The sequence below is a fragment of the Aeromicrobium sp. JJY06 genome (assembly GCF_044069275.1).
Taxonomy (GTDB): domain Bacteria; phylum Actinomycetota; class Actinomycetes; order Propionibacteriales; family Nocardioidaceae; genus Aeromicrobium; species Aeromicrobium tamlense.
Map to the genome: position 1 here is coordinate 753261 of NZ_JBIMRD010000001.1, position 23451 is coordinate 776711.

General features: G+C 71.9%; 24 protein-coding genes. 6 read left to right on the forward strand and 18 right to left on the reverse strand.

The features are described 5' to 3' along the window. Positions 1 to 47: 47 nt before the first annotated feature. A complete protein-coding gene (locus tag ACGWYL_RS03815; protein WP_179422638.1) occupies positions 48 to 740 on the reverse strand; it encodes a demethylmenaquinone methyltransferase in 693 nt (230 codons plus the stop codon). 158 nt (positions 741 to 898) lie between these two features. On the opposite strand from ACGWYL_RS03815, the gene ACGWYL_RS03820 reads away from it, so the two are divergent. After that, positions 899 to 2146 (forward strand): isochorismate synthase MenF, encoded by a 1248-nt coding sequence (locus ACGWYL_RS03820; RefSeq protein ID WP_395486477.1) that lies wholly within the window; start codon positions 899 to 901, stop codon positions 2144 to 2146. A 3-nt stretch (positions 2147 to 2149) separates the two neighbouring features. Here ACGWYL_RS03820 and ACGWYL_RS03825 read toward each other — a convergent pair whose 3' ends face one another. Continuing rightward, a complete protein-coding gene (locus ACGWYL_RS03825) occupies positions 2150 to 2530 on the reverse strand; it encodes a DUF3037 domain-containing protein (RefSeq protein WP_395486478.1) in 381 nt (126 codons plus the stop codon). Further along, entirely contained in the window at positions 2527 to 3288 is a 762-nt protein-coding gene (locus ACGWYL_RS03830) for a HipA family kinase (RefSeq protein WP_269303803.1), read from the reverse strand. The genes ACGWYL_RS03825 and ACGWYL_RS03830 overlap by 4 nt, the downstream gene beginning before the upstream one ends. Positions 3289 to 3381: 93 nt before the next feature. On the opposite strand from ACGWYL_RS03830, the gene ACGWYL_RS03835 reads away from it, so the two are divergent. Beyond that, entirely contained in the window at positions 3382 to 4551 is a 1170-nt protein-coding gene (locus ACGWYL_RS03835; RefSeq protein WP_395486479.1) for a winged helix DNA-binding domain-containing protein, read from the forward strand. Here the strand turns inward: ACGWYL_RS03835 and ACGWYL_RS03840 are convergent. Further along, positions 4540 to 5316, reverse strand: a complete 777-nt coding sequence (locus ACGWYL_RS03840; protein ID WP_395486480.1) for an SGNH/GDSL hydrolase family protein — start codon at positions 5314 to 5316, stop codon at positions 4540 to 4542. The genes ACGWYL_RS03835 and ACGWYL_RS03840 overlap by 12 nt on opposite strands. A gap of 89 nt (positions 5317 to 5405) precedes the next feature. Here ACGWYL_RS03840 and ACGWYL_RS03845 point away from each other — a divergent pair, with 89 nt between their 5' ends. After that, entirely contained in the window at positions 5406 to 6626 is a 1221-nt protein-coding gene (locus ACGWYL_RS03845) for a hypothetical protein (protein WP_395486481.1), read from the forward strand. 59 nt (positions 6627 to 6685) lie between these two features. Here the strand turns inward: ACGWYL_RS03845 and ACGWYL_RS03850 are convergent, their stop codons facing one another. From ACGWYL_RS03850 to ACGWYL_RS03865, 4 genes are read right to left on the reverse strand one after another with little or no spacing between them, the layout of a single operon-like run. Next, positions 6686 to 8215 (reverse strand): aldehyde dehydrogenase family protein, encoded by a 1530-nt coding sequence (locus tag ACGWYL_RS03850; protein ID WP_179422626.1) that lies wholly within the window; start codon positions 8213 to 8215, stop codon positions 6686 to 6688. A 1-nt stretch (position 8216) separates the two neighbouring features. Further along, the gene (locus ACGWYL_RS03855) at positions 8217 to 9797 is read right to left on the reverse strand and encodes a GMC family oxidoreductase (RefSeq protein WP_179422624.1); all 1581 of its coding nucleotides are present in this window, start codon (positions 9795 to 9797) and stop codon (positions 8217 to 8219) included. Positions 9798 to 9842: 45 nt separating this feature from the next. Continuing rightward, complete coding sequence (gene menD / locus ACGWYL_RS03860) at positions 9843 to 11384, reverse strand: 2-succinyl-5-enolpyruvyl-6-hydroxy-3-cyclohexene-1-carboxylic-acid synthase (protein WP_179422622.1); 1542 nt, start codon at positions 11382 to 11384, stop codon at positions 9843 to 9845. After that, complete coding sequence (locus tag ACGWYL_RS03865; RefSeq protein WP_179422620.1) at positions 11381 to 12322, reverse strand: o-succinylbenzoate synthase; 942 nt, start codon at positions 12320 to 12322, stop codon at positions 11381 to 11383. Before ACGWYL_RS03865 ends, menD begins: the two co-directional genes overlap by 4 nt. A 92-nt stretch (positions 12323 to 12414) precedes the next feature. Here ACGWYL_RS03865 and ACGWYL_RS03870 point away from each other — a divergent pair, with 92 nt between their 5' ends. After that, positions 12415 to 13062: an SDR family oxidoreductase gene (locus ACGWYL_RS03870; RefSeq protein WP_395486482.1), complete on the forward strand. Its 648-nt coding sequence runs from the start codon at positions 12415 to 12417 to the stop codon at positions 13060 to 13062. A gap of 167 nt (positions 13063 to 13229) precedes the next feature. Here the strand turns inward: ACGWYL_RS03870 and ACGWYL_RS03875 are convergent, their stop codons facing one another. Next, on the reverse strand, positions 13230 to 14225 hold the full coding sequence (locus ACGWYL_RS03875; protein WP_395486483.1) for an AMP-binding protein: 996 nt from the start codon (positions 14223 to 14225) through the stop codon (positions 13230 to 13232). 47 nt (positions 14226 to 14272) lie between these two features. On the opposite strand from ACGWYL_RS03875, the gene ACGWYL_RS03880 reads away from it, so the two are divergent. Beyond that, positions 14273 to 15160 (forward strand): 1,4-dihydroxy-2-naphthoate polyprenyltransferase, encoded by an 888-nt coding sequence (locus ACGWYL_RS03880; RefSeq protein WP_269303820.1) that lies wholly within the window; start codon positions 14273 to 14275, stop codon positions 15158 to 15160. On the opposite strand, the gene ACGWYL_RS03885 is transcribed toward ACGWYL_RS03880, so the two are convergent. Then, complete coding sequence (locus tag ACGWYL_RS03885) at positions 15144 to 16229, reverse strand: PLP-dependent cysteine synthase family protein (RefSeq protein ID WP_179422616.1); 1086 nt, start codon at positions 16227 to 16229, stop codon at positions 15144 to 15146. The genes ACGWYL_RS03880 and ACGWYL_RS03885 overlap by 17 nt on opposite strands. Continuing rightward, positions 16210 to 16476 (reverse strand): DUF4229 domain-containing protein, encoded by a 267-nt coding sequence (locus tag ACGWYL_RS03890; RefSeq protein WP_179422614.1) that lies wholly within the window; start codon positions 16474 to 16476, stop codon positions 16210 to 16212. Before ACGWYL_RS03890 ends, ACGWYL_RS03885 begins: the two co-directional genes overlap by 20 nt. A 95-nt stretch (positions 16477 to 16571) precedes the next feature. On the opposite strand from ACGWYL_RS03890, the gene ACGWYL_RS03895 reads away from it, so the two are divergent. Continuing rightward, positions 16572 to 16835, forward strand: a complete 264-nt coding sequence (locus tag ACGWYL_RS03895) for a PLD nuclease N-terminal domain-containing protein (protein ID WP_179422612.1) — start codon at positions 16572 to 16574, stop codon at positions 16833 to 16835. Between the two features lie 142 nt (positions 16836 to 16977). On the opposite strand, the gene ACGWYL_RS03900 is transcribed toward ACGWYL_RS03895, so the two are convergent. From ACGWYL_RS03900 to ACGWYL_RS03930, 7 genes are read right to left on the reverse strand one after another with little or no spacing between them, the layout of a single operon-like run. Then, a complete protein-coding gene (locus ACGWYL_RS03900; protein WP_395486484.1) occupies positions 16978 to 18036 on the reverse strand; it encodes an ABC transporter permease in 1059 nt (352 codons plus the stop codon). Continuing rightward, positions 18033 to 18935, reverse strand: coding sequence for an ABC transporter ATP-binding protein (locus ACGWYL_RS03905; RefSeq protein ID WP_179422610.1), 903 nt, complete (start codon positions 18933 to 18935; stop codon positions 18033 to 18035). The genes ACGWYL_RS03900 and ACGWYL_RS03905 overlap by 4 nt, the downstream gene beginning before the upstream one ends. A gap of 22 nt (positions 18936 to 18957) precedes the next feature. Further along, entirely contained in the window at positions 18958 to 19884 is a 927-nt protein-coding gene (gene ccsB / locus ACGWYL_RS03910; RefSeq protein WP_395486485.1) for a c-type cytochrome biogenesis protein CcsB, read from the reverse strand. Next, positions 19881 to 21461: a cytochrome c biogenesis protein ResB gene (locus ACGWYL_RS03915; protein WP_269303822.1), complete on the reverse strand. Its 1581-nt coding sequence runs from the start codon at positions 21459 to 21461 to the stop codon at positions 19881 to 19883. The genes ccsB and ACGWYL_RS03915 overlap by 4 nt, the downstream gene beginning before the upstream one ends. Further along, positions 21458 to 22219: a cytochrome c biogenesis CcdA family protein gene (locus ACGWYL_RS03920; protein WP_269303824.1), complete on the reverse strand. Its 762-nt coding sequence runs from the start codon at positions 22217 to 22219 to the stop codon at positions 21458 to 21460. Before ACGWYL_RS03920 ends, ACGWYL_RS03915 begins: the two co-directional genes overlap by 4 nt. Continuing rightward, positions 22216 to 22791, reverse strand: a complete 576-nt coding sequence (locus ACGWYL_RS03925) for a TlpA family protein disulfide reductase (RefSeq protein WP_395486486.1) — start codon at positions 22789 to 22791, stop codon at positions 22216 to 22218. Before ACGWYL_RS03925 ends, ACGWYL_RS03920 begins: the two co-directional genes overlap by 4 nt. Next, on the reverse strand, positions 22788 to 23438 hold the full coding sequence (locus ACGWYL_RS03930) for a histidine phosphatase family protein (RefSeq protein WP_395486487.1): 651 nt from the start codon (positions 23436 to 23438) through the stop codon (positions 22788 to 22790). The genes ACGWYL_RS03925 and ACGWYL_RS03930 overlap by 4 nt, the downstream gene beginning before the upstream one ends. Between the last annotated feature and the right edge of the window lie 13 nt (positions 23439 to 23451).

The following is a 23451-nucleotide window of genomic DNA, read 5'->3' on the forward strand; positions in this document are numbered from 1 at the left end:
AGGTAACACTTACGCGGCGTGGCGTCCGTCACGCCGAGGTGGAGGGGTCAGACGGGGCGCTCGGCGCGGTGCACCGCGACGATGCCGCCGGAGAGGTTCTCCCACGTCACGGGGCCCCATCCGGCCTCCGTCATCCGCACCGCGAGGCCGCGCTGGTCGGGCCACGAGCGGATCGACTCGGCGAGATAGACGTAGGACTCCGGGTTCGAGGAGACGCGTCGCGCGATCGGCGGCAGCGCCCGCATGAGGTAGTTGGAGTAGAGCGCCTCGAAGGGCTTCCACGTGGGGGTGGAGAACTCGCACACGACGATGCGGCCGCCGGGGCGCGTGACGCGGAGCAGCTCACGCAGGCCCTGGAGCGGGTCGTGGATGTTGCGCAGGCCGAAGGAGATCGTCACGGCGTCGAACACACCGTCGGCGAAGGGCAGCGCCATGCCGTCGCCCGCGGTGAAGTCGAGGCCCGGGAACTGCTGCTTGCCGACCTCGAGCATGCCGATCGAGAAGTCGCACGGCACGACGTGAGCGCCCGCCTCGGCGAACGGGGCGCTGGAGGTGCCGGTGCCGGCGGCGAGGTCGAGGATGCGCTCGCCGCGCTGGGGATCGACGGTGGCGACGACCTTCTTGCGCCAGCGACGGTCCTGGCCGAGGGAGAGGACGTCGTTCGTGAGGTCGTACCGCGCCGCCACCGTGTCGAACATGCGCGCGACGTCGCGAGGATCCTTGTCCAGCCCTGCTCTCATGGCGCCACCTTCTCACGGTGGGCCTCGCCGGGCGCGCGCGTGGGGCGCGGAGAAGCGCCGGGCGTGACGTTTGCGGGCCCAATCGCCGCCCACGGCCCCGCGAACGTCGCGCCCAGTGCTGCGCACGCCCTCATCGCGCCGCGAGTAGGGTGGATCGGGTGAGCACGCTGGCGACCGACGGACGGCCCGAGCCACTCGTCGTACGGTCCCGCGAGATCGAGGATCCCGGCGCGCTGCTGGCCCTGCTGCCGCCCACCTCCGACGCCCTGGCCTGGGTGCACGGCGGCGACGGCATCGTCGGCTGGGGCCGTGCGGCCTCCTACTCCCCCGACGGGGACGACCGCTTCGACGCCGCCGACGACTGGTGGGCCGAGGTCGTCGACGCCTCCGTCGTGCGCGACGAGGTCGAGCTGCCCGGCAGCGGACTGGTCGCGTTCGGCAGCTTCACGTTCGCCGACGGACCCGGCTCGGTGCTCACCGTGCCCGAAGTCGTCGTGGGCCGCCGTGACGGCCGCTGCTGGGTCACCACGATCGGCCTCTCACTGGGTCCGTCCCCCGCGCTCTCCACGTCCACGCCAACCGATCCCTCCGGCACCCTGTTCGCCGACGAGCCGGGCCGCCGCGACGACTGGGCGGCCACGGTCGAGGCCGCCGTCCGGCGCATCCAGTCCGGCGAGCTCGACAAGGTCGTCCTGGCCCGCTCGGTCGACGCCGCCTTCGAGGAGCCGCTCGACGTCCGGTCGCCGCTGGCCCGCCTCGCCTCGGCCTATCCGAGCTGCTGGACCTTCCATGTCGACGGCTTCTTCGGCTCCACCCCCGAGATGCTCGTGCGGCTGCAGGGCGGCCTCGTCACGTCGCGCGTCCTCGCCGGCACGATCCGCCGCACCGGCGACGACGCCCGCGACCTCTCGCTCGCGGCCTCGCTCGCCCGCTCCAGCAAGGACCTCGAGGAGCACGAGTACGCGGTCCGGTCCGTCGCCGACGCGCTGGCCCCGCACTGCACCGGCATGAACGTGCCCGAGTCGCCCTTCGTGCTGCACCTGCCCAACGTCATGCACCTGGCCACCGACGTCACCGGCGTGCTGCGTGACGACGCCGGCGTGCTGGCGCTCGTCGCCTCGCTGCACCCGTCGGCCGCGGTGGGCGGCACGCCCACGGCCGACGCCGTTCGCGTCATCGCCGAGATCGAGCAGCTCGACCGCGGCCGCTACGCCGGCCCGGTGGGCTGGATCGGTGCGTCGGGCGACGGCGAGTGGGGCATCGGCCTGCGCTCGGCGCAGGTGGCGCCCGACGGCCGCGGTGCGCGGCTGTTCGCCGGCTGCGGCATCGTGGCCGACTCCTCCCCCGCCGACGAGCTGGCCGAGGCCGACGCCAAGCTGATCCCCGTCCGCGACGCCCTGGCCTGACGGTCAGCCCACCAGCTGCGACCTCAGGCGGGACAACTCCGCCGCGGGGTCCTCCGTGACGCCGCCGTGCACGGGTCCGGGCTGGACGACGGTGGACTTCGGCGCCTTGAGGAAGCCGAAGCGCTGTCCCAGCGGGCGGTCCGAGGCCTCGCCGCCCCGAGCCTCGCCGGCACACACGCCGCTCACGAACTCCAGGGCGGCGCAGACGCGATCCAGGTCCAGGCCAGGAGCGAACGCGGCGATCCGCTCCCGGTCCACCCCCCACTCGACGGCGAGGAAGTCGGCCTCCTGGCAGTAGAGGACGACGCCGACGTTCACGAACTCCTCCCGCTCGGGGCGTGGCACGCAGCGCAGGACGACGTACTGGTACGCGTAGGTGCTCATGCGTCCACCTCCGGGAGCCAGGCGGTGCTGTCGAGCCGCGCGGTGAGGAACTCGACGTACGCCTCGCGCAGCATCTGGGGCGTGACGTCGGGCGTCGTGGTCAGCCACTCGTCCGGGACCTCGGACACGACCTCCTCGAAGACCTCACGCGAGAGGACGCGCCGGGCCCGGACGTCAGCCTCCGCGACCTCGGCGAGGTGCGGGCGCAGCACGTGGTCGGAGGAGTCCCAGGGCTGAGCGGCGAAGCGGGCCGGGTCGGTGACCCCGCGGCTCCACGCGTGGTGGAAGTACAGCGAGGCGCCGTGGTCGATGACCCACACGTCGCCGTGCCACACGAGCAGGTTGGGATTGCGCCAGCTGCGGTCCACGTTCGCGCAGAATGCGTCGAGCCACAGGATCATGCCGTGATCGGTGCCGCGGGCATCGACGTCGCCGTCGAACCCGAAGGAGCCCGGCAGGAAGTCGACGCCGAGGTTGAGGCCGATGCTGGCGTTCAGCAGGTCCTGCACCTCCTCGTCCGCCTCGTAGCGCGCGATGGCCTGGTCGAGCTCGAGCGCGACGAGGCGAGGCGTGAGCAGTCCCAGCCGTGTGGCCAGTCCACTCACGATGACCTCGGCGACGAGCACCCGGACGCCCTGCCCGGCTCCGGAGAACTTGCAGACGTACGTCCCGAGGTCGTCGCCCTCGACCACTCCGGGCAGGCTGCCGCCCTCACGCAGCGGCGTGACGTACCTGACCACCCCGACCCGCGAGATCACGCGCGCTCCTTCGACTCGTCGACCATGGCCCCATCATGGCCGACGTCCACCACGGGGCCCATCCCCGTCGGTGCGAGCCAGTAGCGTCGGCCCATGCGGATGGACGAGGCCGAGCGGCGGCGCCGACTCGCGGTCAGGCACGCGCTGGCGGCACCGGTCGACTCACCCGAGGACGTGACCGCGGCGGTCACCGCCCTGCACAGCACCGATCCCGCCTCGATGGTGCTGTCGGTCCTGGCGCGGCTGCGCGAGCCCAGCATCGCCGAGGTCGAGCGGGCGCTCTACGAGGACCGCTCGCTCGTGCGCGTGCTGGCGATGCGCCGCACCGTCTTCGCGGTGCCCACCGCGGACTCCCGCGCCTACATCGCCTCCACGCAGCATTCGGTCGCGGGGCCCGAGTACCGCAAGCTGCGCGGGATGATCGCCGACTCGGGCATCGACGCGCCCGACGAGTGGCTGGCCTCGGCCCACGCCGCCGCGCTCGCGGCGTTCGACCGGCTCGAGGTCTTCAGCAGCGCCGAGCTCGCCGCCGCCGACCCGCTGCTGTCCACGCGCATCGAGATCGGCGCCGGCACCAAGTACGCCACGCAGCAGTCGATCGCCAGCCGGCTGCTCACCGTCATGTCGGCCGAGGGCCACGTCGTGCGCGCCCGGCCCACCGGCACGTGGGCGTCCACCCAGTTCCGCTGGGCGTCGATGCGGCGCTGGCTGCCCGACGTGGGCGACCTGCCCGACGCGGCCGATTCTCGCTCGCTCGTCGCCCGTCGCTGGCTGGCGCGCTTCGGTCCGGCCCGCCCCGAGGACCTGCAGTGGTGGACCGGCTGGACCAAGGGCCACACCACCGCCGCGCTCGCCACCCTCGACACGGCCGAGGTCGAGCTCGACGACGCCACCGGACTCGTCCTGGCCGACGACCTCGACCTCACGCCGGATCCCGGCCCGTGGGTGGCGCTGCTGCCGGCGCTCGACCCCACCACGATGGGCTGGAAGCACCGCTCCTGGTACCTCGGGCAGCACGGTCCGCGGGTCTTCGACACCACGGGGAACGCCGGTCCCACCGTCTGGCAGGACGGCCGGATCGTCGGCGGCTGGGCCATCCGCGACGACGGCACGGTGGCCGTGCGGCTGCTCGCCGACGTGGGCACCGACGCCGAGAAGGCGATCGAGCAGGAGGCCGAGGCCCTGGACCGGCGCCTCGCGGGCACCGTGGTCAAGGCACGCGGCCGGCGCTGGACCCCGGTGGAGCAGGAGCTACGCGGCTGATTCGCTGAGCGGGGTCAGCTCGCGGTAGCGCGGGTCGAGACCGTCTCCGCTGGACCGCCCGGTGACCCGGCGCTTGATCCACGGGCCGAGGTACTCCACGGCCCACTGCAGCTGCGCCTTCACGCGCTCGAGCACCGTCATCGGGGACGGGTCGGCCAGCACGAGCGGCTCGAGGTCGTGGTCCACGCCGAGGGCGTCGAGCACGGCGATCGCCATGCGCTGGTGGCCGGCGGGCGACATGTGCATCCGATCGGTGTCCCACAGGCGCGCGTCGCGGTAGTCGGTGAGGTTCCAGTAGTCCACCAGCGTCGCGCCGTGGCGCTCGGCGATCTCGCGGACGGCGTCGCGGTAGCGGACGAAGCGGGCCCGCACGACGGCGTAGATCCGCGAGCCGCCCGGGTCGGCCGGGGTGAACATCACGACGCGCGCACCCGAGGCGACGAGGCGCGCGATGACGCGGTCGTACTCGGCCAGGATCGCGTCGAGGTCGACCTTCGGCCGCATGATGTCGTTCGCGCCGGCGTAGATCGTGACGAGGTCGGGACGCAGCGCCAGGGCGGGCTCCAGCTGCTCGGCCGCGATCGGCATCAGCTTGCGTCCACGGATCGCGAGATTGGCGTACGAGAGGCCGCCGCCCTGCGCCCGATCGAGGGCCGCGGCGAACCGGTCGGCCCAGCCCCGCACGCCGTTCGGCAGGGCCGGATCGTCGTCGCCGACACCTTCGGTGAACGAGTCGCCCAGGGCCACATAGCGCGCAAAAGTCACCTCCCGAGACTACGCGCCGTCTCAAGTCCCGGTCCCCGGCCTCTCCATCGCCATGGGAACGACGCTTCCCTTCCAGATTGGAGAATCCGATGACCCCCCTCGTGAAGACCACCTCCCGCGCGCTGGCGCTCGGGACCACCGGCGCCCTGGTCGCCGGACTGATCGCCGCCGCGCCCGCGAGCGCCGCGGTGAACGTGGACGCACCGCCCACCAAGACCGTCAGCGGCGAGCTGTCCGGCCCCATCGGCATCGAGGACGACGCGGCCGGGAACGTCTACGTGGCGTCCCAGAACAACAACGCCGTCGTGGTGCACCGGGCGAACGCCTCGGGCGCCTCGGCTCCGCTGCGGCGGATCAGCGGCGCGGCCACGGGGCTGGCCTCGCCCCGCGACGTCGCCCTCGACGCGAACGGCTTCCTCTACGTCGTCAACCTCGCCGGGGACGTGCGCGTGTTCGCGCCGAACGCCAGCGGCAACGTCGCGCCGACGAAGACCTTCGGCACCGGCGCGGGGAACGCCTGGGGCATCGACATCGCCGGGGGCGAGATCTACGTGCGCAAGACGAACGCGTACAACGTCTACTCCCCCGCTGCGACCGGGTCCCCGGCGCCGACCGAGCGCGTGGTCACCGGGCTCGGCCAGGGCCGGTCGATCGTGGTCTCCGGACCTCGCGTGTGGACCGCCAACGGCACGCAGCTGCGGGCGTACTCCCGCACGGCGGACGGTGCCGCCACGCCGATCCAGTCGATCAACAACGCGCTGCCGAACACGGAGATCAACGGACTCGACGCGGACTCGGCCGGGCGCATCCACGTCGCGACGTTCAGCCCCGCCACGGTACGCGTGTTCGCACCGAACGCGGACGGGAACGACACGGCGCTGAAGATCCTCGGCGGACCCGCCTCGACGCTGAGCCAGTCGACGGGCCTCACGATCCTGGGCGGCGGCTCGTTCGCCGTGGCCGACTTCGGCCAGGGTCGCTACCGGGTCTTCAAGAGCCTGTTCGCCAAGCCGGCCACCAAGCCCGGCAAGGTGCGGTCGCTGAAGGTCGGCGGCAAGCGCACCTCGAAGGTCCGCAAGGTCGTCTGGAAGGCTCCGTCGTCCAACGGCGGTGCGAAGATCACGTCCTACCGGATCGTGGTGAAGAAGGGCGGCAAGACCCTGCTCAAGCGCAACGTGAGCGGCTCGAGCCGCTCGCTGAAGATCAAGCGCTCGAAGCTGCGCAACGGCGTCAACACCGTCTACGTGCAGGCGAAGAACAGCAAGGGTCTCGGCCCGGCGGCCAAGAAGAGCTTCCGCGTGCGGAAGTGATCGCCACCCGAACGGCAGCACGCCCCGGACCCTCAGGGCCCGGGGCGTGCTGTCGCGTGTCAGCGCCGCTTCGGCAGCGTGCTGGACCCGCCGTGCATGACGGTGAGGATCTGCTGGAACCGGCTCTCGGTCTTCTCGTCGCGGGTGAGCGACTGCAGCATGAGGACGGGCTTCATCCGCTGCTTCGTGATGGCCTTCGGGTAGGTGAACTCGCGCAGGCCGTCGGGGCCGTGGATGCGGCCGAAGCCCGAGTCGCCCACGCCGCCGAACGGCAGGCCCGGGATCGCGGCGAAGGAGATCACCGAGTTCACCGAGGTCATGCCCGACCGGATCCGCGCGGCCACGTCCATGGCGCGCTTCTTGCCGAACACCGCGCCGGCCAGGCCGTACTTCGTGGCGTTGGTCAGCTCGACGGCCTCGTCCATGTCCTTGACCGGGTTGACCACGAGGGTGGGGCCGAAGGTCTCCTCGGTGACCGCGAGCGAGTCCTCGGGCACGTGGGTGATGATCGTGGGCTGCACGTACTTGTCGCCGACCGCACCGGCGCCACCCAGGACCGCCTGGCCGCCGCGGGCGAGGGCGTCGTCGATGTGGCTGCGGATGACGTCGAGCTGCTTGGGCATCGTGGCGGGGCCGTAGACGCCGCCGTCGTCGTAGCCGGGACGGATGCCCTCGGCCTGCTTGAGCAGCTCGGCCATGAACGGGTCGAAGACCTTCTCGTGCACGTAGACGCGCTCGGTGCCGATGCAGGTCTGGCCCGCGTTCGACATGCCCGCCCACAGCGCCGCCTCGGCGGCCGACTGCAGGTCGGCGTCTTCGTCGACGATGAGCGAGTCCTTGCCGCCGGCCTCGATGACGACGGGCGTGAGGTTCTCGGCGCAGGCCGCCATCACCTTCTTGCCCGTGGCGGCCGAGCCGGTGAACGCGATCTTGTCGACGGCGGCGGTGCACAGGTGGTTGCCGGTCTCGCCCAGGCCGGTGACGAGGTTCAGGACGGGGCGGCCGTGCACGACCTCGGTGAACGTGTCCACGAGGAAGCGGCCGACGCCCGGCGTGTACTCGCTGGGCTTGAACACCACGGCGTTGCCGGCGGCCAGCGCGTACGCGATCGAGCCCATCGGCGTGAAGGTCGGGTAGTTCCACGGGCCGATCACGCCGACGACGCCGAGCGGCTTGTACTCGACGTAGGCGGTCTGGTTGGACATCAGCAGGCCGGTGCCGACCTTGTGGCGGCCGAGCACCTTGCCGGCGGACTTGGCGGCCCACGCGATGTGGTCGATCGCCAGGCCGGCCTCGAGCAGCGCGTCGCCGTGCGGCTTGCCGCCCTCGCGGTGCACCTGGTCGGCGAGCTGGCTGAGCCGGCGGGTCAGCACGCTGCGCCACTGGAGCAGGTACTCCTTGCGGCCGTCGAAGCCCAGGTCGCGCCACCAGGCGGAGGCCTCGCGCGCGGCCGCCACCGCGGCGTCGACCTCGGCCCGGCCGTCGATCGGGAAGGTGCCGACGACGTCGCCCGTGGCGGGGTTCAGCGAGTCGAACGTGGGCCGGGGACCCTCGGTGGTCTCCACGGAGGGCTCGATGGTGGCGGTCATGTCAGGCTCCTCGGATGAGATCGGCGACCTTCTCGCCGATCATGATGGTGGGTGCGTTGGTGTTGCCACGCGGGACACGCGGCATGACCGAGGCGTCGGCGACCCGCAGGCCGTCGACGCCGTGGACCTTCAGCTCGGGATCGACGACGCTGCCCTCGACGGTACCCATGGCACACGTGGACGTCGGGTGGTAGAGCGTCTGGCCCAGCCGCGAGACGACGTCGAGGATCTGGTCGTCGGTGGGGTTGCGCACGGCGGGCTCCCACGGCTCGTCGAGCATCCGCGCCATCGGGCCCTGCCAGATCATGTCGAGCATCCGGCGGTAGCCGCCGAGCATCGCGTCGAGGTCGGCGCGGTCGTCGAAGTACGCGGGGTCGATCTCGGGGTGCCACGACGGGTCGGCCGAGCGGAGCCGGATCTGGCCGCGGCTCTGCACGTTGACCAGCGTCGGCGCCACCGTGACCGAGCGGCGCACGGGCTCGTGCAGACCGTTGTCGTAGAAGCCGCTGGGCGCCACGTGGATCTGGATGTCGGGCAGGTCGAGGTCGTCGCGCGAGGCGTAGAACGCACCGCCCTCGCCGATGTTGGACACCAGCGGCCCCGTCTTGGTGGCCTTCCACCGCAGCATGTTCGCCACGGTGATCGCGTCGGCGAGGTCGGTGGTGTTGCGCGTGTAGACCAGGCTGCCGGCCACCGGGTGGTCCTGGAGGTTCTGGCCCACGCCCGGTGAGTCCACCACCACGTCGATGCCGACCTCGCGCAGGTGCGCGCCGGGGCCGACGCCCGAGAGCATGAGCAGCTGCGGGCTGTTGATCGCGCCGCCGGACAGGATGACCTCGCCGTCCGCCCGGACCACGTGCTCCTGGCCGTGCTTGCGGTAGGCGACGCCGGTGGCGCGGCCGTTCTCGATGAGGATGCGGGTCACGAAGGCCTCGGTGCGCACCGTGAGGTTCGGGCGACCCATCGCGGGCCGGATGTAGGCGTCGGCCACCGACCAGCGCTCGCCGCGGCGGTTCGTGACCTGGTAGACGCCGGCGCCCTCCTGCGTGGCGCCGTTGAAGTCGTCGTTCTGCTTCAGACCCGCCGCGACGGCCGACTCGACGAACGCCGAGGTCAGCTCGTGGGTGAAGCGGCGGTCCTCGACGACCAGCGGGCCCTGCGTGCCGTGGTACGGCCCGGCGAGACGCTGGTTGGCCTCCGACTTCACGAAGTAGGGCAGCACGTCGTCGTAGCCCCAGCCGGTGGCGCCGTACGCGTCGCGCCACTCGTCGTAGTCGGCGGCGTTGCCGCGGATGTAGATCATCGCGTTGATCGAGGAGCTGCCGCCGAGGGTCCTGCCGCGCGGCCAGTAGGCGCGACGGCCGCCCAGGTGCTTCTGCGCGCTGGTCTCGTAGTTCCAGTCCCAGCGGGTCTTGAACAGCTGGCTGAAGCCGGCCGGGATCTTGATCATGTCGTCCTCGTCGGCGGGCCCCGCCTCGAGCAGTAGGACGCGCCGGTCGCGGTCCTCGCTCAGCCTCGCGGCGATCACGCCACCGGCACTTCCCGCACCGATGACGATGTGGTCGAACGCCTCGTCGGCCATGTCTGCTCCTGCCCAGCGCAACCCGGTGTGACGCTGGCCACAAACCTAGACGGCGGCGAGACCCGAGACAACCGATTGCAGGGCACGGCGTCCGGCGCGCTGGACCTGCACCTCGAGCACCTCGATCCCGACGGGCGCGCGCGACAGGTGGGCCGCCAGCTGGCTCGCCTCGACGAGCCGGTGCTTCACCCCGTGCGCGGCGCACAGCGCGTCGATCCTCGTGCGCGTGGGCGTGCCGAAGACGCGCTCGAACGCCTGGGAGTACTCGGGCGATCCCTGCTCGAGCGTGTGGAAGATGCCACCGCCGTCGTCGTTGAGCACGACGATCGTCAGGTCGGGGCGCGGTTCGATCGGGCCGATGAGCAGGCCGTTGGCGCCGTGCAGGAACGTGAGGTCGCCCATCAGCGCGATCGCGCGGCCGTAGCTGGTGAGCGCGGCGCCGACCGCGGTCGAGACGGTGCCGTCGATGCCGGCGAGGCCCCGGTTCGCCAGGACGCGCGGGCCCGGCGCGCGCACGGGCGCGACGAGGTCGACGTCGCGGACGGTGTTGGACGAGCCGAGCACGAGGAGCCCGCGGGTGGCGGCCTTCCAGACCGCCTCCGCGACGGTGAACTGCTCGGCCTGCAGCAGGGCGTTCTGGATGCGGTCGCCCGCCTGCAGCCAGCTGCGCAGCCAGGACTCGTCGGTCACGCCGCCACGCACGGAGATGCGGTCGGCGAACGTCACGTTGCCACCGGGGACGCCCGGGAACGTGGACGCGTCGCCGACGTGCACCGTGGGCAGGTTCGTCTTCGTCAGCAGGTTCGTCACGGGACGCGAGAGCGTGGGATGGCCGGCGCTGACGATGCGCTCGATCCGCTCGATCAGCCGCCCGCCCAGCACGACGCGGCCGCACGCCACCGAGGTGGGCGCGCCGCGCAGTCCCGACGAGGGCTCGGCGATGATCGGCCAGCCGGCCTGCTGCGCCGCGGCGGCGAGCGTGGGGTCGGCGCCGTCGCCCGCGACGACGAGGGTGCGGGGGCCGGTCTCCAACACCTCGGTGCGGCCCGCGACGGGCTGGCTCATCGACCACGAGTTCTGCGGGAACTTCCACGAGACGGACTCGACGAGCGGCTCGTCGAGCTCGACGTTGAGGTGCACCGGGCCGCCGCCGCGCACCGCACCGGCCAGGCCGGTGATGCGGTCGGTGAAGGTGATGCCGGGGAACATGCCCGGCTGCACGGTGGTCTGGTTCGCGCCCGTGCCGCGCAGGGCGCCCGGGCGGTCGGCGGTGACGGCCAGGACGGGCACGTTCGCGTGCAGCGCCTCGAGCAGGGCGGGGTGCAGGTTGGCCACGGCGGTGCCGGAGGTGGTGATGACGGGGGTGAGGCGGCCGGACGCCTTGGCCAGGCCGAGCGCCAGGAAGCCGGCCTCGCGCTCGTCGACGCGGACGTGCAGCCGGATGAGGCCCTGGTCGTCGGCGGCGTGCAGCGCCAGCGCGATCGGACCCGAGCGCGAGCCGGGAGACAGGACGGCGTCGGAGACCTCCTGCGCGAGGAGGGTCGCGACGAGCCGGCGTGCGGTCTCGACGGCTCTCTCGTCGGTCACAACGACTCCCGTACGTGGTCGAGGCGGGCCTGCCAGCGCTCGTCGACCTCGGCCGGGGCGGCGACCTTGGCGTAGGCCTCCTCGTCGAGCACGGGGCGCGTGGGCCACAGGCTGCCGTCCACCGGCTCGAGCGGCTCGGCGACGACGTCGCTGGTCAGGAGGTGGGCCGTGCCGATGCCGCACGCGTACGGAAGATCCGGCAGGGCCGCGGCGAGCGCGACGCTGGCGGCCAGCCCGATCGAGGTCTCGACCGCGCTGGAGACGCTGATCGGCATGTCGATCTGCTCGGCGATGCGCAGGCACGCGCGGACGCCGCCGAGCGGCTGCACCTTGAGCACCGCGATGTCGGCGGCGTCGAGGTCGCGCACGCGGAACGGGTCGGCGGCGCGGCGGATCGACTCGTCGGCCGCGATCGGGACGTCGACCTTGCGGCGCACCTGCGCGAGCTCCTCGACGGTGGCGCACGGCTGCTCGACGTACTCGAGGCCGCGGGCCACGTGGTCGAGCTTCTTGATGGCCTTGACCGCGTCCTTGACGCTCCACGCGCCGTTGGCGTCGATGCGGATCAGCACGCCGGGCAGGGCGTCGCGGATGGCGGCGATGCGCTCGATGTCGTTCTCGATCGTCTCGCCGGCCTCGGCGACCTTGATCTTGATGGTCTTGCAGCCGCTCTCGACGGCGGTGCGGGCGGCGGTGGCGCCGTCGCCGACTGCGGGGACGATGCCGTTGATCGGGACGCACTCGCGCACCGGCTCGGGCCACGGCTTGCACGCGGCCTCGACGGCGGCCTGCAGCCAGGGCAGCGAGGTGATGTGGTCGTACTCGGGGAACGGGCTGAACTCGGCCCACCCGGCCGGGCCCTCGGCGAGCATCCCCTGACGATTCTCGAGTCCACGGAACCGCGTGCGCATGGGGATCGAATAGGTACGGAACTCCACCCACGAGAGTATCCACGGTGAGGCGCTCAGGTTCCACTGCGCCTCGAAGTTCGCGACGGGCGGACCCGCGCGGACCTGCCTACGGTGGAGTCATGTCCGACATCGCCATCGTGGGAGGCCACGGCCAGGTGGCCCGCCTCCTCGTCCCTCTGCTCACCGACCGCGGCGACCTCCCGGTCGCCCTCGTCCGCAACCCCGACCACGCCGCCGACCTGCCCGGCGCGGCGATCCGGCTGCTCGACATCGAGAACGCCTCGGCCGAGGACTTCGCGACGGTCTTCACCGACTGCCACGCCGTGGTGTTCGCGGCCGGCGGCGGGCCCGACGGCAAGATCGAGCGGAAGAGGAGCGTCGACCTCGAGGGCTCGCTGAAGTCGATCGAGGCCGCGAAGTCGCTCGGCGTCAAGCGCTTCGTGCAGCTGTCGGCGATGGGCGTCGACACCGACCCCGGAGACGACGTCGAGCCGGTGTGGAAGGCCTACGTGGAGGCCAAGCGCGACGCCGACACCGCCCTGCGCGAGAGCGGCCTCGACTGGACGATCGTGCGCCCCGGCGCCCTCACCGACGACGCCGGCACGGGCCGGGTCGAGGTGGGCGAGACCGTCGACCGCGGCGAGATCCCCCGCGCCGACGTGGCCGCCGTCCTCGCGGCCGTCCTCGCCGACGACAGCACCATCGGGAAGCAGTTCGAGGTCGTGGGCGGCGACACCCCCGTCGCCGACGCTCTCGCCTCGCTCTGATGTCCGTCTGACGGTTTCCCCGGTGACGTGGGCTTCCCGGTGACGTGGGCTTCCCGGTGACGTGGGCTTCCCGGCAGGTGCCTCGCTCGGCCCCGACACCTCGACTGAACGAGGTTTCCTGTCACTTCGCGTGGTTCGCAAACCTCGTGAAGTGACAGTTTCCCCGGTTAACCGGGGAAACCGTCACCCGCCAGCGCGACGCGGTCGGGCTTGCCGTTCGGCAGGAGCGGGAGGGCGTCGAGGCGGTGGACGGCGCGAGGGGTCCAGGTGCGCGGGTGGCCAGCGCGTTCGAGGGCCGCCGCGGCCTGGGCGCGGTCGAGATCGCCCACGACGAACGCCACCACCGCCTGTCCCCACTCGGGGTCGGGCCGCGCGACGACCACGATGTCCAGCACGCCCGGCTCGTCGCGCAGCGTGGACTCGACCGCGGCCAAAGGCACGTTCACCCCGCCGCTCACCGCCACCTGGTCGGCGCGACCCAGCACGTGCAGGCGACCGTCGTCGTCGATCCGGCCGAGGTCGTTCGTCACGAGCCACCCGCCGACGCCGTCGGCCAGCACGGCACCCGCGATCGCCACCCGGCCGTCGTCCTCGATCCGCAGCCGTACCCCGTCGAGTGGGATCCCGTCGTACACGCAGCCGCCGCACGTCTCGGTCATGCCGTAGGTCCGCACGATCCGCACGCCCGCCTCGGCCGCACGCTCCAGCACGGCACGCGGCGCGGCGGCACCGCCGAGCAGCACCGCGTCGAACGAGGCGAGGTCGCCGGCCCGCCCGGACTCCACCAGCCGGAACAGCTGGGTGGGCACGAGCGAGGCGTAGCGTCGCGACCCCGTCATCGCCGCGGCGGCCGAGGCGATGCCGGCGTGCTCGTCCAGGAAGACCGGCTCGGTGCCCGCGACGATCGAGCGCACGAGCACCTGCAGCCCGCCCACCCCGGTCGGCGGCAGCGCCGAGAGCCACTGCGCCGGTCCGCCGAGCCGCGACAGTGCGGCGTGCGCCGACGCGAGGACCGCCGCGTGGGACAGCCGGAGAGGCTTCGGCTCGCCGGTGCTGCCCGACGTGTGCATGAGCAGCGGCTCGCCGCCACCCGTCACCCAGGGCCGCAGCAGCTCCAGCACCTCGCGTGCGGAACCGGCGACGGGAGACAGGGAGGCAGCCACCCGACCACTGTAGGACCAGGCCGACAGGTGCCTCCTACACTCACGGGGTGACCTCCCCGACCGGCCTGAAACTGTGGATCGAGGGCGCGCGGCTGCGCACGCTGCCCGCCGCCATCGCCCCCGTCGCCGTCGGCACCGGCGCCGCCGCCTACGACGACGGATTCGTCTGGTGGAAGGCGCTCGTGGCGCTCGGCGTCTCGCTGGCGCTGCAGGTCGGGGTCAACTACGCCAACGACTACTCCGACGGCGTGAAGGGCACCGACGAGAACCGCGTCGGCCCGCTGCGCCTCGTCGGGTCAGGCCTCGTCGCGCCCGAGAAGGTCAAGCGCGCGGCGTTCGCGTTCCTCGGCCTCGGCGCCCTCCTCGGACTGGTCCTCGCCGCCACGTCGGGCTGGTGGCTGATCGCCGTCGGTGCCGTCGCGATCCTCGCGGCCTGGGGCTACACCGGTGGCTCGAAGCCGTACGGCTACCGGGCGCTCGGCGAGGTGAGCGTGTTCGTGTTCTTCGGCCTCGTGGCCGTCCTCGGCACCACCTACGTCCAGCTGGGCAGCATCAACGGCGTGAGCGTCGCGGGCGCGATCGGCGTCGGCTCGCTGGCCTGCGCGATCCTCGTGGCCAACAACCTGCGCGACATCCCCACCGACACCGAGACGGGCAAGCGCACCCTGGCCGTCGTGCTGGGCGACCGGCGCACGCGCTGGCTCTACGTCGGCCTGGTCCTCGTGGCGTTCGTCCTCGTCGTCGCCTGGTGCGCCACCCAGACCCCGTGGGCGCTGCTGGCCTGGCTGGGCATGCCCACCGCGGGCCGGGCCGCCTCGGCCGTCCGCTCGGGCGCGACGGGCCCGGCGCTGATCCCGGTGCTCAAGGAGACGGGCATCGCCGAGCTGGTCTACGCCGTGGGCCTGACCGTGGGCCTGTTCATCGGTCCGGTGTGAACGTGCCCGTCCGGGTGAGCTCGGACAGCTGCTGCAGGTAGGGCGTGGGGTCGAGGTCGTGCTCGGCCACCCATCGGTCGTCGAAGTAGGTGTGCGTGTAGCGGTCGCCGCCGTCGCACAGCAGCGTGACGATCGAGCCCTCGCATCCCTCCGCGACCATCCGCGAGGCCAGGCCGAGCGCCGCCCACATGTTGGTGCCGGTGGAGCCGCCGACGGGCCGGCCGATGAGGTCGGAGGTCCAGCGCATCGCGGCGATCGAGGCGGCGTCGGGCACCCGCACCATCTCGTCGACGACGCCGCCGACGAACGACGGCTCGACGCGCGGCCGGCCGATGCCCTCGATCCGCGGCGCCCGGTCGGTGGTGACGTCGGAGGAGTCGGTGTCCCAGCCGTCGTAGAACGCCGAGCCCTCGGGGTCGGCGACCAGCAGCCGGGTGTCGAAGCGGCGGTAGCGCACGAAGCGGCCGATCGTGGCCGACGTGCCGCCGGTGCCCGCGCTGACGACGATCCACTCCGGGATCGGGTGCGGCTCGGCCGACAGCTGGGCGAAGATCGACTCCGCGATGTTGTTGTTGCCGCGCCAGTCGGTGGCGCGCTCGGCGTAGGTGAACTGGTCCATGTAGTGGCCGTCGCACTCGTCGGCCAGCCGCTGCGCCTCGGCGTACATCCGCCGGGCGTCGTCGACGAAGTGACAGCGACCGCCGTACCACTCGATCAGGGAGATCTTCTCGGCGCTGGTGCTGCGCGGCATGACCGCCACGAACGGGAGTCCCAGCAGCCGTGCGAAGTAGGCCTCCGAGACCGCGGTGGAGCCGCTGGACGCCTCGACGATCGTGGTCCCGCGGTGGATCCAGCCGTTGCACAGGGCGTAGAGGAACAGCGAGCGCGCGAGGCGGTGCTTCAGGCTGCCGGTCGGGTGGACCGACTCGTCCTTGAGATAGATCTGCACGCCCGGGAACGGCAGGTCCAGGGCGTGCAGGTGGGTGTCGGCGCTGCGGTTGGCGTCGGCCTCGACGCGGCGGACCGCGTCGGCCAGCCAGGCGCGGTCGTCAGTCGACGTCTTCGGCACGCCGCGACTCCTCGATGCGGTCGTTGAGGGCCTGGGCGCGCTCCTGCAGCTTCACCGCCACCTGGTCGCGCAGGCCGCGCAGGGTGAACATCGCGATGACCGAGGACACCACGAGCGCGAGCAGCAGGACCCAGAGGTCGAGCACCGCGGTCGGGTCGAAGACGAGGCGGGAGATCCCGAACAGCACCGCCCACGTGACGAGGAAGACCCCGAGTCGAGCGAGCGTGTACGTCCAGAAGGCCTTCATGCCCCGGATTCTAGTCGCCGGGACCGAGCCTCCGGACGCGCGGGAGGCCGCCGCATCCGGGCGCGCGGCTGGAACCGGGTCGGTACGCTCTGGCCATGGGCAAGGTGTTCCTCGTGCTGGCGGCCGTGGTCCTCACGGTCTACAGCCTCTACGACCTCGTGGCGACGCCGCGGGACCGCGTGCAGCACCTGCCGAAGTGGGGCTGGGCCCTGCTGATCGTCCTCGCGCCGTACGCCGGCGCCGCCCTGTGGCTGATCTTCGGCGTGGCCAAGGGCCGCTCCCCCGGCAGTGGCCCGCGCAAGCGTCCGCCGCGGCCCCTCGGCCCCGACGACGACCCCGACTTCCTGCGCGGCCTCTGAGCCGCTGCCCCTCGGTGGGCGGTGAGTCCTCAACCGAACCCGCGGGTGCCCGGTGAGTCCTCAACCGATGGGGACTCCCATGCGGTTGCTGACGCACCGCCCCACCCCGGGAAGGGTTGACAGCTCACCGCCTCCTGAGGGGTCAGGCGTCCCAGCGGAAGACGCGCGCGGAGATGAGCGCGCACACGGCGGTGAAGCCGAGCAGGATCGCCATCGGCGCGATGATCGCCTCGACGCCCTGACCGCGCACCATCACGTCGAGCATGGCGTCGTTGAGGTGCCGCAGCGGCAGCAGCCGACTGATGGCCTGCAGCCAGTCCGGCGCCCCCTCCAGCGAGAAGAACGAGCCCGACAGGAACGCCATCGGCAGCACGATGAAGTTCGCCAGACCGACGGCGCCCTCCTCGGTCTTGCTGATCGAGCCGGCCAGCATGCCGATCGAGAGGAAGGCGAGTGTGCCCGCCAGGACGAGCGGGATCACGAGCGGCCACGAGCCGGTGAGCACGAGACCGAACGCCCCGACGGCGAGGCCGAGGAAGATCGCGGTCTGGCCGAGCGCGACCGAGACGCTGACGCCCACGCGCGCGAGCACCACCGACGAGGTCGGGATCGGCGCGAGCCGCAGCCGCCGCAGCAGCCCGGACTGGCGCCAGGCGACGAGGTTCACCGCGGCGCCGAACGTGGCGCTCATGGCGATGGCCCAGCCCAGCAGGCCGGGGGTGACGTACTGGATCGTCTCGAGGGACTCGTCCTCCACCTGACGCGGCTCGAGCGTGAACGCAGGGTTGCCGCCCGCCGCCGCGAGGTTGGCCGAGTCGACGACGCCCTGGAACGTGCCGCGCACGCGGGCCGCGGCGACTTGGTCCGCTTGCGAGAAGTGCACGACCATCCGGTCGCCCTCCTCGGTGACCACGGCGGCGATGTCGCCGTCGCGGACCTCCTGCAGCGCCTTCGCCTCGTCGGAGGACTTCGTGATCTCCACGCTCTCGTCGAGCGCCTTGCGTGCGTCGGCGGGCATGTCGTCGAGCGCGGCGACCGTGCCCACCTCGACGACCTCGAGCCGCGGGGCGCCCTGGTCGGTGAGGATGCCGCCGAAGAGCACGAGGAACATGAGCGGGAACAGCACCGCCCAGAACAGGGTCATGCGGTCGCGGACGAAGCCCTTGAACATCGCGCGCGAGAGCGAGAGCAGTGCGGTCACGAGCGGTACTTCCGTCCGGTCAGGCTCAGGAACACGTCCTCGAGCGTGGCGCCCGAGGCGGTGAGTCCGTTGAGGGCGTCGAGGCGGGCCAGCTCGGCGAGCACCTCGGCGGGGCGGCGGGTGGACAGGATCGTGCGGTCGGGGTGCACCTGCACCTCCTCGACGCCGGGGATGGCGCGGGCACCGGCCTCGTCGATCGCATCGGGCGCGAGGCTGATCCGGGTGGGCGCGTCGAGGCCGCGCACGAGCGCCGCGGGCGAGTCGAGCTCCAGCAGCCGGCCGCGGTCGACGATCGCGACCCGGTCGCACAGCACCTCGGCCTCCTCCATGTAGTGCGTCGTCAGCACGACGGTGCGTCCGGAGTCGTTGAGGCCGCGCAGGAAGTCCCACAGGTTGCGTCGCGCCTGCGGGTCGAGGGCGGCGGTGGGCTCGTCGAGGAAGACCACCTCGGGATCGTGCACGAGCGCGCACGCGATCGAGAGTCGCTGCGCCTGGCCGCCCGAGAGGTCCTCGACGCGCGAGTCGGCCTTCTCCTCGAGCCCGACCTGCTCGAGCAGGGCGTCGGCGCGGGCCGCGGGCACGTCGTAGAGCGCGGCGAACGTGGCCAGCTGCTCACGGGCGGTGAGGCGCTCGAAGAACGCCGAGGACTGCAGTTGGACGCCGAGGCGGCGCTGCAGCACGGGGTCGCGCTTCCACGGGTCGTGGCCGTCGATCGAGACCGAGCCCGCGTCGGGGTGACGCAGCCCCTCGATCATCTCCAGCGCGGTGGTCTTGCCCGCGCCGTTGGGTCCGAGGAGACCGAAGAACTCCCCCGGCTCGACGGTGAAGGTCAGGTCGTCGACGGCGGTCAGGTCGCCGTAGACCTTGGTGAGGCCGGCGACCTCGATGCGTGCGCCCATGGGCGCGAGGCTAACGGACGGCTCAGGCGTAGCTGTGCTGGCCCGAGACGAACAGGTTCACCACGTAGTAGCTGATGATGAACGTGACGAAGCCGATCAGCGCGAGGTAGGCGGCGCGCTTGCCCTTCCAGCCGGCCGTGACGCGCGCGTGCAGGTAGCCCGCGTAGACGATCCAGGTGATGAGCGCCCAGACCTCCTTGGGGTCCCAGCCCCAGTAGCGGCCCCAGGCCAGGTGGGCCCAGATCGGGCCGGAGATCAGCGCGCCGAAGGTCCACATCGGGAAGCCGATGGCGTTCATCCGGAAGGCGACCTGGTCGATCCGCGCGGACGTCGGGAAGCGGGCCAGGACGGGTCCGACGGTGCCGCGCTCCTCGGCGCGGACCTTCACGAGGTAGAGCACGCTGGCTGCGGCGCCGACCATGAACATCGCCGCGGCGACCATGATCGAGCTGACGTGGATGTACTTCCAGAACGTGTTGAGCGCGGGCACGAGCGGGCCGGCGGGCGTGTAGCTGGAGATCGACATGCCCAGGATGAACAGGCTGACCCCCAGGACGACGCCGCCCATCCACTGGATGCGCGAGCGCCACACCATGATCAGGTAGACGGTCAGCGCGATGGCCGTGCCGGTGACGCCGAACTCGTACATGTTGCCGAACGGGGCGCGCTGCGTCGCCAGGGCGCGGGTGACCGAGCCGCCGATCAGCAGCAGGGTGCCCAGCACGGTGAGCGAGACGGCGATGCCGACGAGGCGGTCGGGCGTCTCGGGCTCGTCGTCGGCGTCGGCCGTGGCGACGGCGCCCTCGGACGCGCCGGCGGCGACGGCGACCGGGGCCTGGCGGCGGGCCGAGACCCACTCGGCCACATGGCAGAAGAACGCGATGCACAGGACGGCGAATGCCGAACCGGTGAGGTAGTTGGACAGCTGGGCCCACTGGTCGAGAGTCATGCCGGTTCCTTCGCGTGCTCGTCGCCCAGCTCCGCGTGCAGCCGGGTCAACAGGTCGTCGAGTTCTGCGGGGAGGTCGTCGCGCGGAACGCGATCGAGCGCTGCCACCTCCACCACGGTACGTGATCCGTCCCGGCGGGCTCGGATCCAGGTGCGCCGCGGGCGGACGATCAGCGAGGCCGTGAGGCCCAGGATGCCAACGCCCACGCCGAACAGCGGCAGCCACGGGACGGGCGTGTGACCGATCTGGAAGCGCGCGAACTGCTTCAGCTCGACGAACTCGATCGTCCCGCCGCCGGGGAGGTCCTGGCTCTCGCCCGGGCCGAGGTCGACGCGGAAGTTCCCGTCGCCCTCCTTCACCTGCGTCATGTTCGTGGTGTCGAGGGAGTAGACCGACTGCGAGACGCCCTCGTCGAGGCCGAGGTCGCCGGTCCACAGGTTCATGCCGATGCGCGGGTTGAGCGCGCCGGGGAACACCGAGACCGAGGGCTTGTCGGGGTCGGACGAGAACGCGGTCGGCAGGAAGAAGCCCTGGAAGCCGAGCTGCTCGCCGTCGGCGTCGGGCACCTTCACGACACCGGTGGACGTGTAGGTGGAGTCGGCCGGCAGGAACGGCACGGGGCCGTCGAACGCGACCCGACCGGTCGAGTCGGTGACGCGGATGACCGGCGCGTAGCCCTGGCCGACGAGGAAGACGTCCTCGCCGCCCACGGCGAGCGGGTGGTTGACCTCGATCGAGAACTCGCCGTCGTCGTCGCTGCCGGCCTCGTTGTACGTGCCGGTGGCGCGGAAGAGCTTGGGCGCGCCGCGCTGGTTGCCCTCGACGTAGAAGCGGGTCAGGACGTCCTCGAGCTGGATCGACCACGGGTCGAGGTCGGTCTGGGCGTCGAACATCGCACCCGAGGAGAACTCGTCGTACTGCGAGAGCGTGTTGCTGAAGCCGCCGCCCTCGACCACGATCACGTTGCCTCGGTAGCCCCACAGCGCGGCTGCGGCCACGCCCAGCAGCGCGACGACGATGCAGATGTGGAAGACCAGGTTGCCCAGCTCGCGCAGGTAGCCCTTCTCGGCGCGCAGCTCGCCGGCGTCGTCGCTCTCCTGCACCACGTCGATGCGGGCGCGCGGCAGCGCGCGGCGACCGGCCTCGAGCACCTCGGCGACCGACTTCTCGGTCTCGAAGCGGTCGTTCGCGGGCAGCCGCCCGAAGTTGCGCGGCGCCTTCGGCGGGCGTGCCCTCAGGCCTTGGGCGTAGACCTTGCAGCGCGGCAGGATGCAGCCGATCAGCGACACCATCAGCAGCAGGTAGATGGCGCTGAACCACACCGAGGAGAACACGCTGAACATGCCCAGCTTCTCGAGCGCGGGCGCCAGCTTCGGGTGGTCGAGGTAGTACGCCTGGACCGCGCGGGCGTCGACGCCACGCTGCGGGATGAACGAGCCGGGGACGGCCGCGATCGCCAGCAGCAGCAGGAGCAGCAGGGCCGTGCGCATCGACGTCAGCTGGCGCCAGGCCCAGCGACCGAACTCGAGCGGGCGCAGCTCGGAGGCGACCTCGTTGCGCTTGTCGCGGGGAGTCACATCAGGACCTCGAATCCACTGATCCAGTGCTGCAGGGCGATGACCATGTCCTGCCACCAGCCGGTGATCAGCAGGACACCGGTGGCGATGAGCAGGGCGGCGCCGATGGCCGAGACGAGGCGCTGGTGGCGGCGCACCCACCCGGTGACGCGCAGGAACCGGCTCAGGAACAGGGCCGCGACGACGAACGGCAGGCCGAGGCCCAGGCAGTAGACGAGCGCGAGGAACGCGCCTCGCCCGGCCGTGGCCTCGTTCGCCGAGAGGGCCAGCACGGCGGTGAGCGTGGGGCCGATGCAGGGGGTCCAGCCGACACCGAACACGACGCCCAGCAGCGGCGCGGCGACGAGGCCGACGCGGCGGACGCCGTGCTTGCGGACGTCGCGCTGGAGCAGCGGGACCCAGCCCAGGAACGCCAGGCCCATCACCACGAGCAGGATGCCGGCGACGATCGAGATCTCACGCTGGTACGGCAGCAGCTGCTGGCCGGCGGCGCCGAACAGCGCTCCCCCGGCCACGAACACCGCGCTGAAGCCCAGCACGAAGAGCAGGGAGCCCGCCACGACCCGGCCGCGTCGCGCGGTCTCGAGCTCGGTGACGGCGACGCCGGAGACGTAGGACAGGTAGCCCGGCAGCAGCGGGACCACGCACGGGCTGAAGAAGGAGACGAGGCCGGCGAGCAGGGCGACGGGCACCGTGAGGACGAGGTTGCCCGAGGCAGCCGTGTCCAGGAACCACTCGGTGATGTCGCCAGAGATCACGACGTGCTCTTCTTGGTCTGCTCCACCAGACCACGCAGCGTCGCGTCGGTGAGCTCGCCCATGACGCGGGCGGCGACCTTGCCGTTCTTGTCGATGACCCACGTCGTGGGGATCGCGACCGACGGCAGCGAGTCGGCGAACGCGGCCTGGTTGCGACCCGCGGAGTCGTCGATGCTCGGGTAGTCGATGCCGAACTCGGCGTTGAACGCCTTGGCCGGCGCCGGGTTGTCCTTGGTCAGCAGGCCGAGGAACTGCACCTTCTCGTCGGCCAGCTCACTGGAGGCCTTCTGCAGCGCGGGCGCCTCGGCACGGCAGGGCGCGCACCACGAGCCCCACAGGTTGACGACGAGGACCTGCCCGGCGAAGTCGGCCGAGCTGATCTCGTTGCCGTCGAGGTCGGTGCCCTTCAGCTCGGGCGCGGGCTGGCGCTTGCCCGGGTCGATGAAGGTGATCTCGCCGTTGCCCGAGATGAAGCCGTCGTCGCCGGTGTCCTTGACCCCGCCGACGCACGCCGAGAGGACGAGCGCCATGAGCGCGACCACGAGGAGTCGCGCGGTCCGCCTGTTCGTCATGCTCCGCCGACGAACTTTCCGCGCAGGGCGTCGGGGATGAGGTGGCCGGCCGGCTCGCTGTAGACGAGGCCCTTGAAGGTGTCGTCCTCGAAGGTCAGCGTCGTGAGGCTGGCGAGCGTGCACTGGCGGTTGCGCGGGTCGTGCGCGAAGCGGCTCTTCTCGTAGGACTTGCGCGCGATCCACACCGGCAGCTGGTGCGACACGATGAGCGCCTCGTGACCGCGGGCGGCCTCGCGGGCGTCGTCGATCGCCAGCAGCATGCGGCCGGCGATGTGCGCGTACGCCTCGCCCCAGGACGGACGGAACGGGTTCCACAGCCACGGCCAGAAGCGCGGGTTCAGGAACGCCTTCGGTCCGACGCCCACGGTGCGGCCCTCGAACTTGTTGCCCGCCTCGATGACCCGCTCGTCGGTGTGGATGTCGAGCTTGAGGATGTCCGCGACCGGCTTCGCGGTCTGCTGCGCGCGCTCCAGCGGCGAGGCGACCAGGTGCGTGATGTCGTGGGACTTCAGCGACTCGGCGACCGTGGCGGCCATCTCGTGGCCGAGGTCGGAGAGGTTGTAGCCGGCGAGACGGCCGTAGAGGACGCCCTCGGGGTTGTGGACCTCACCGTGGCGCATCAGGTGGACGATCGTGCGGGTGCTCATCTGGTTCCTTCGT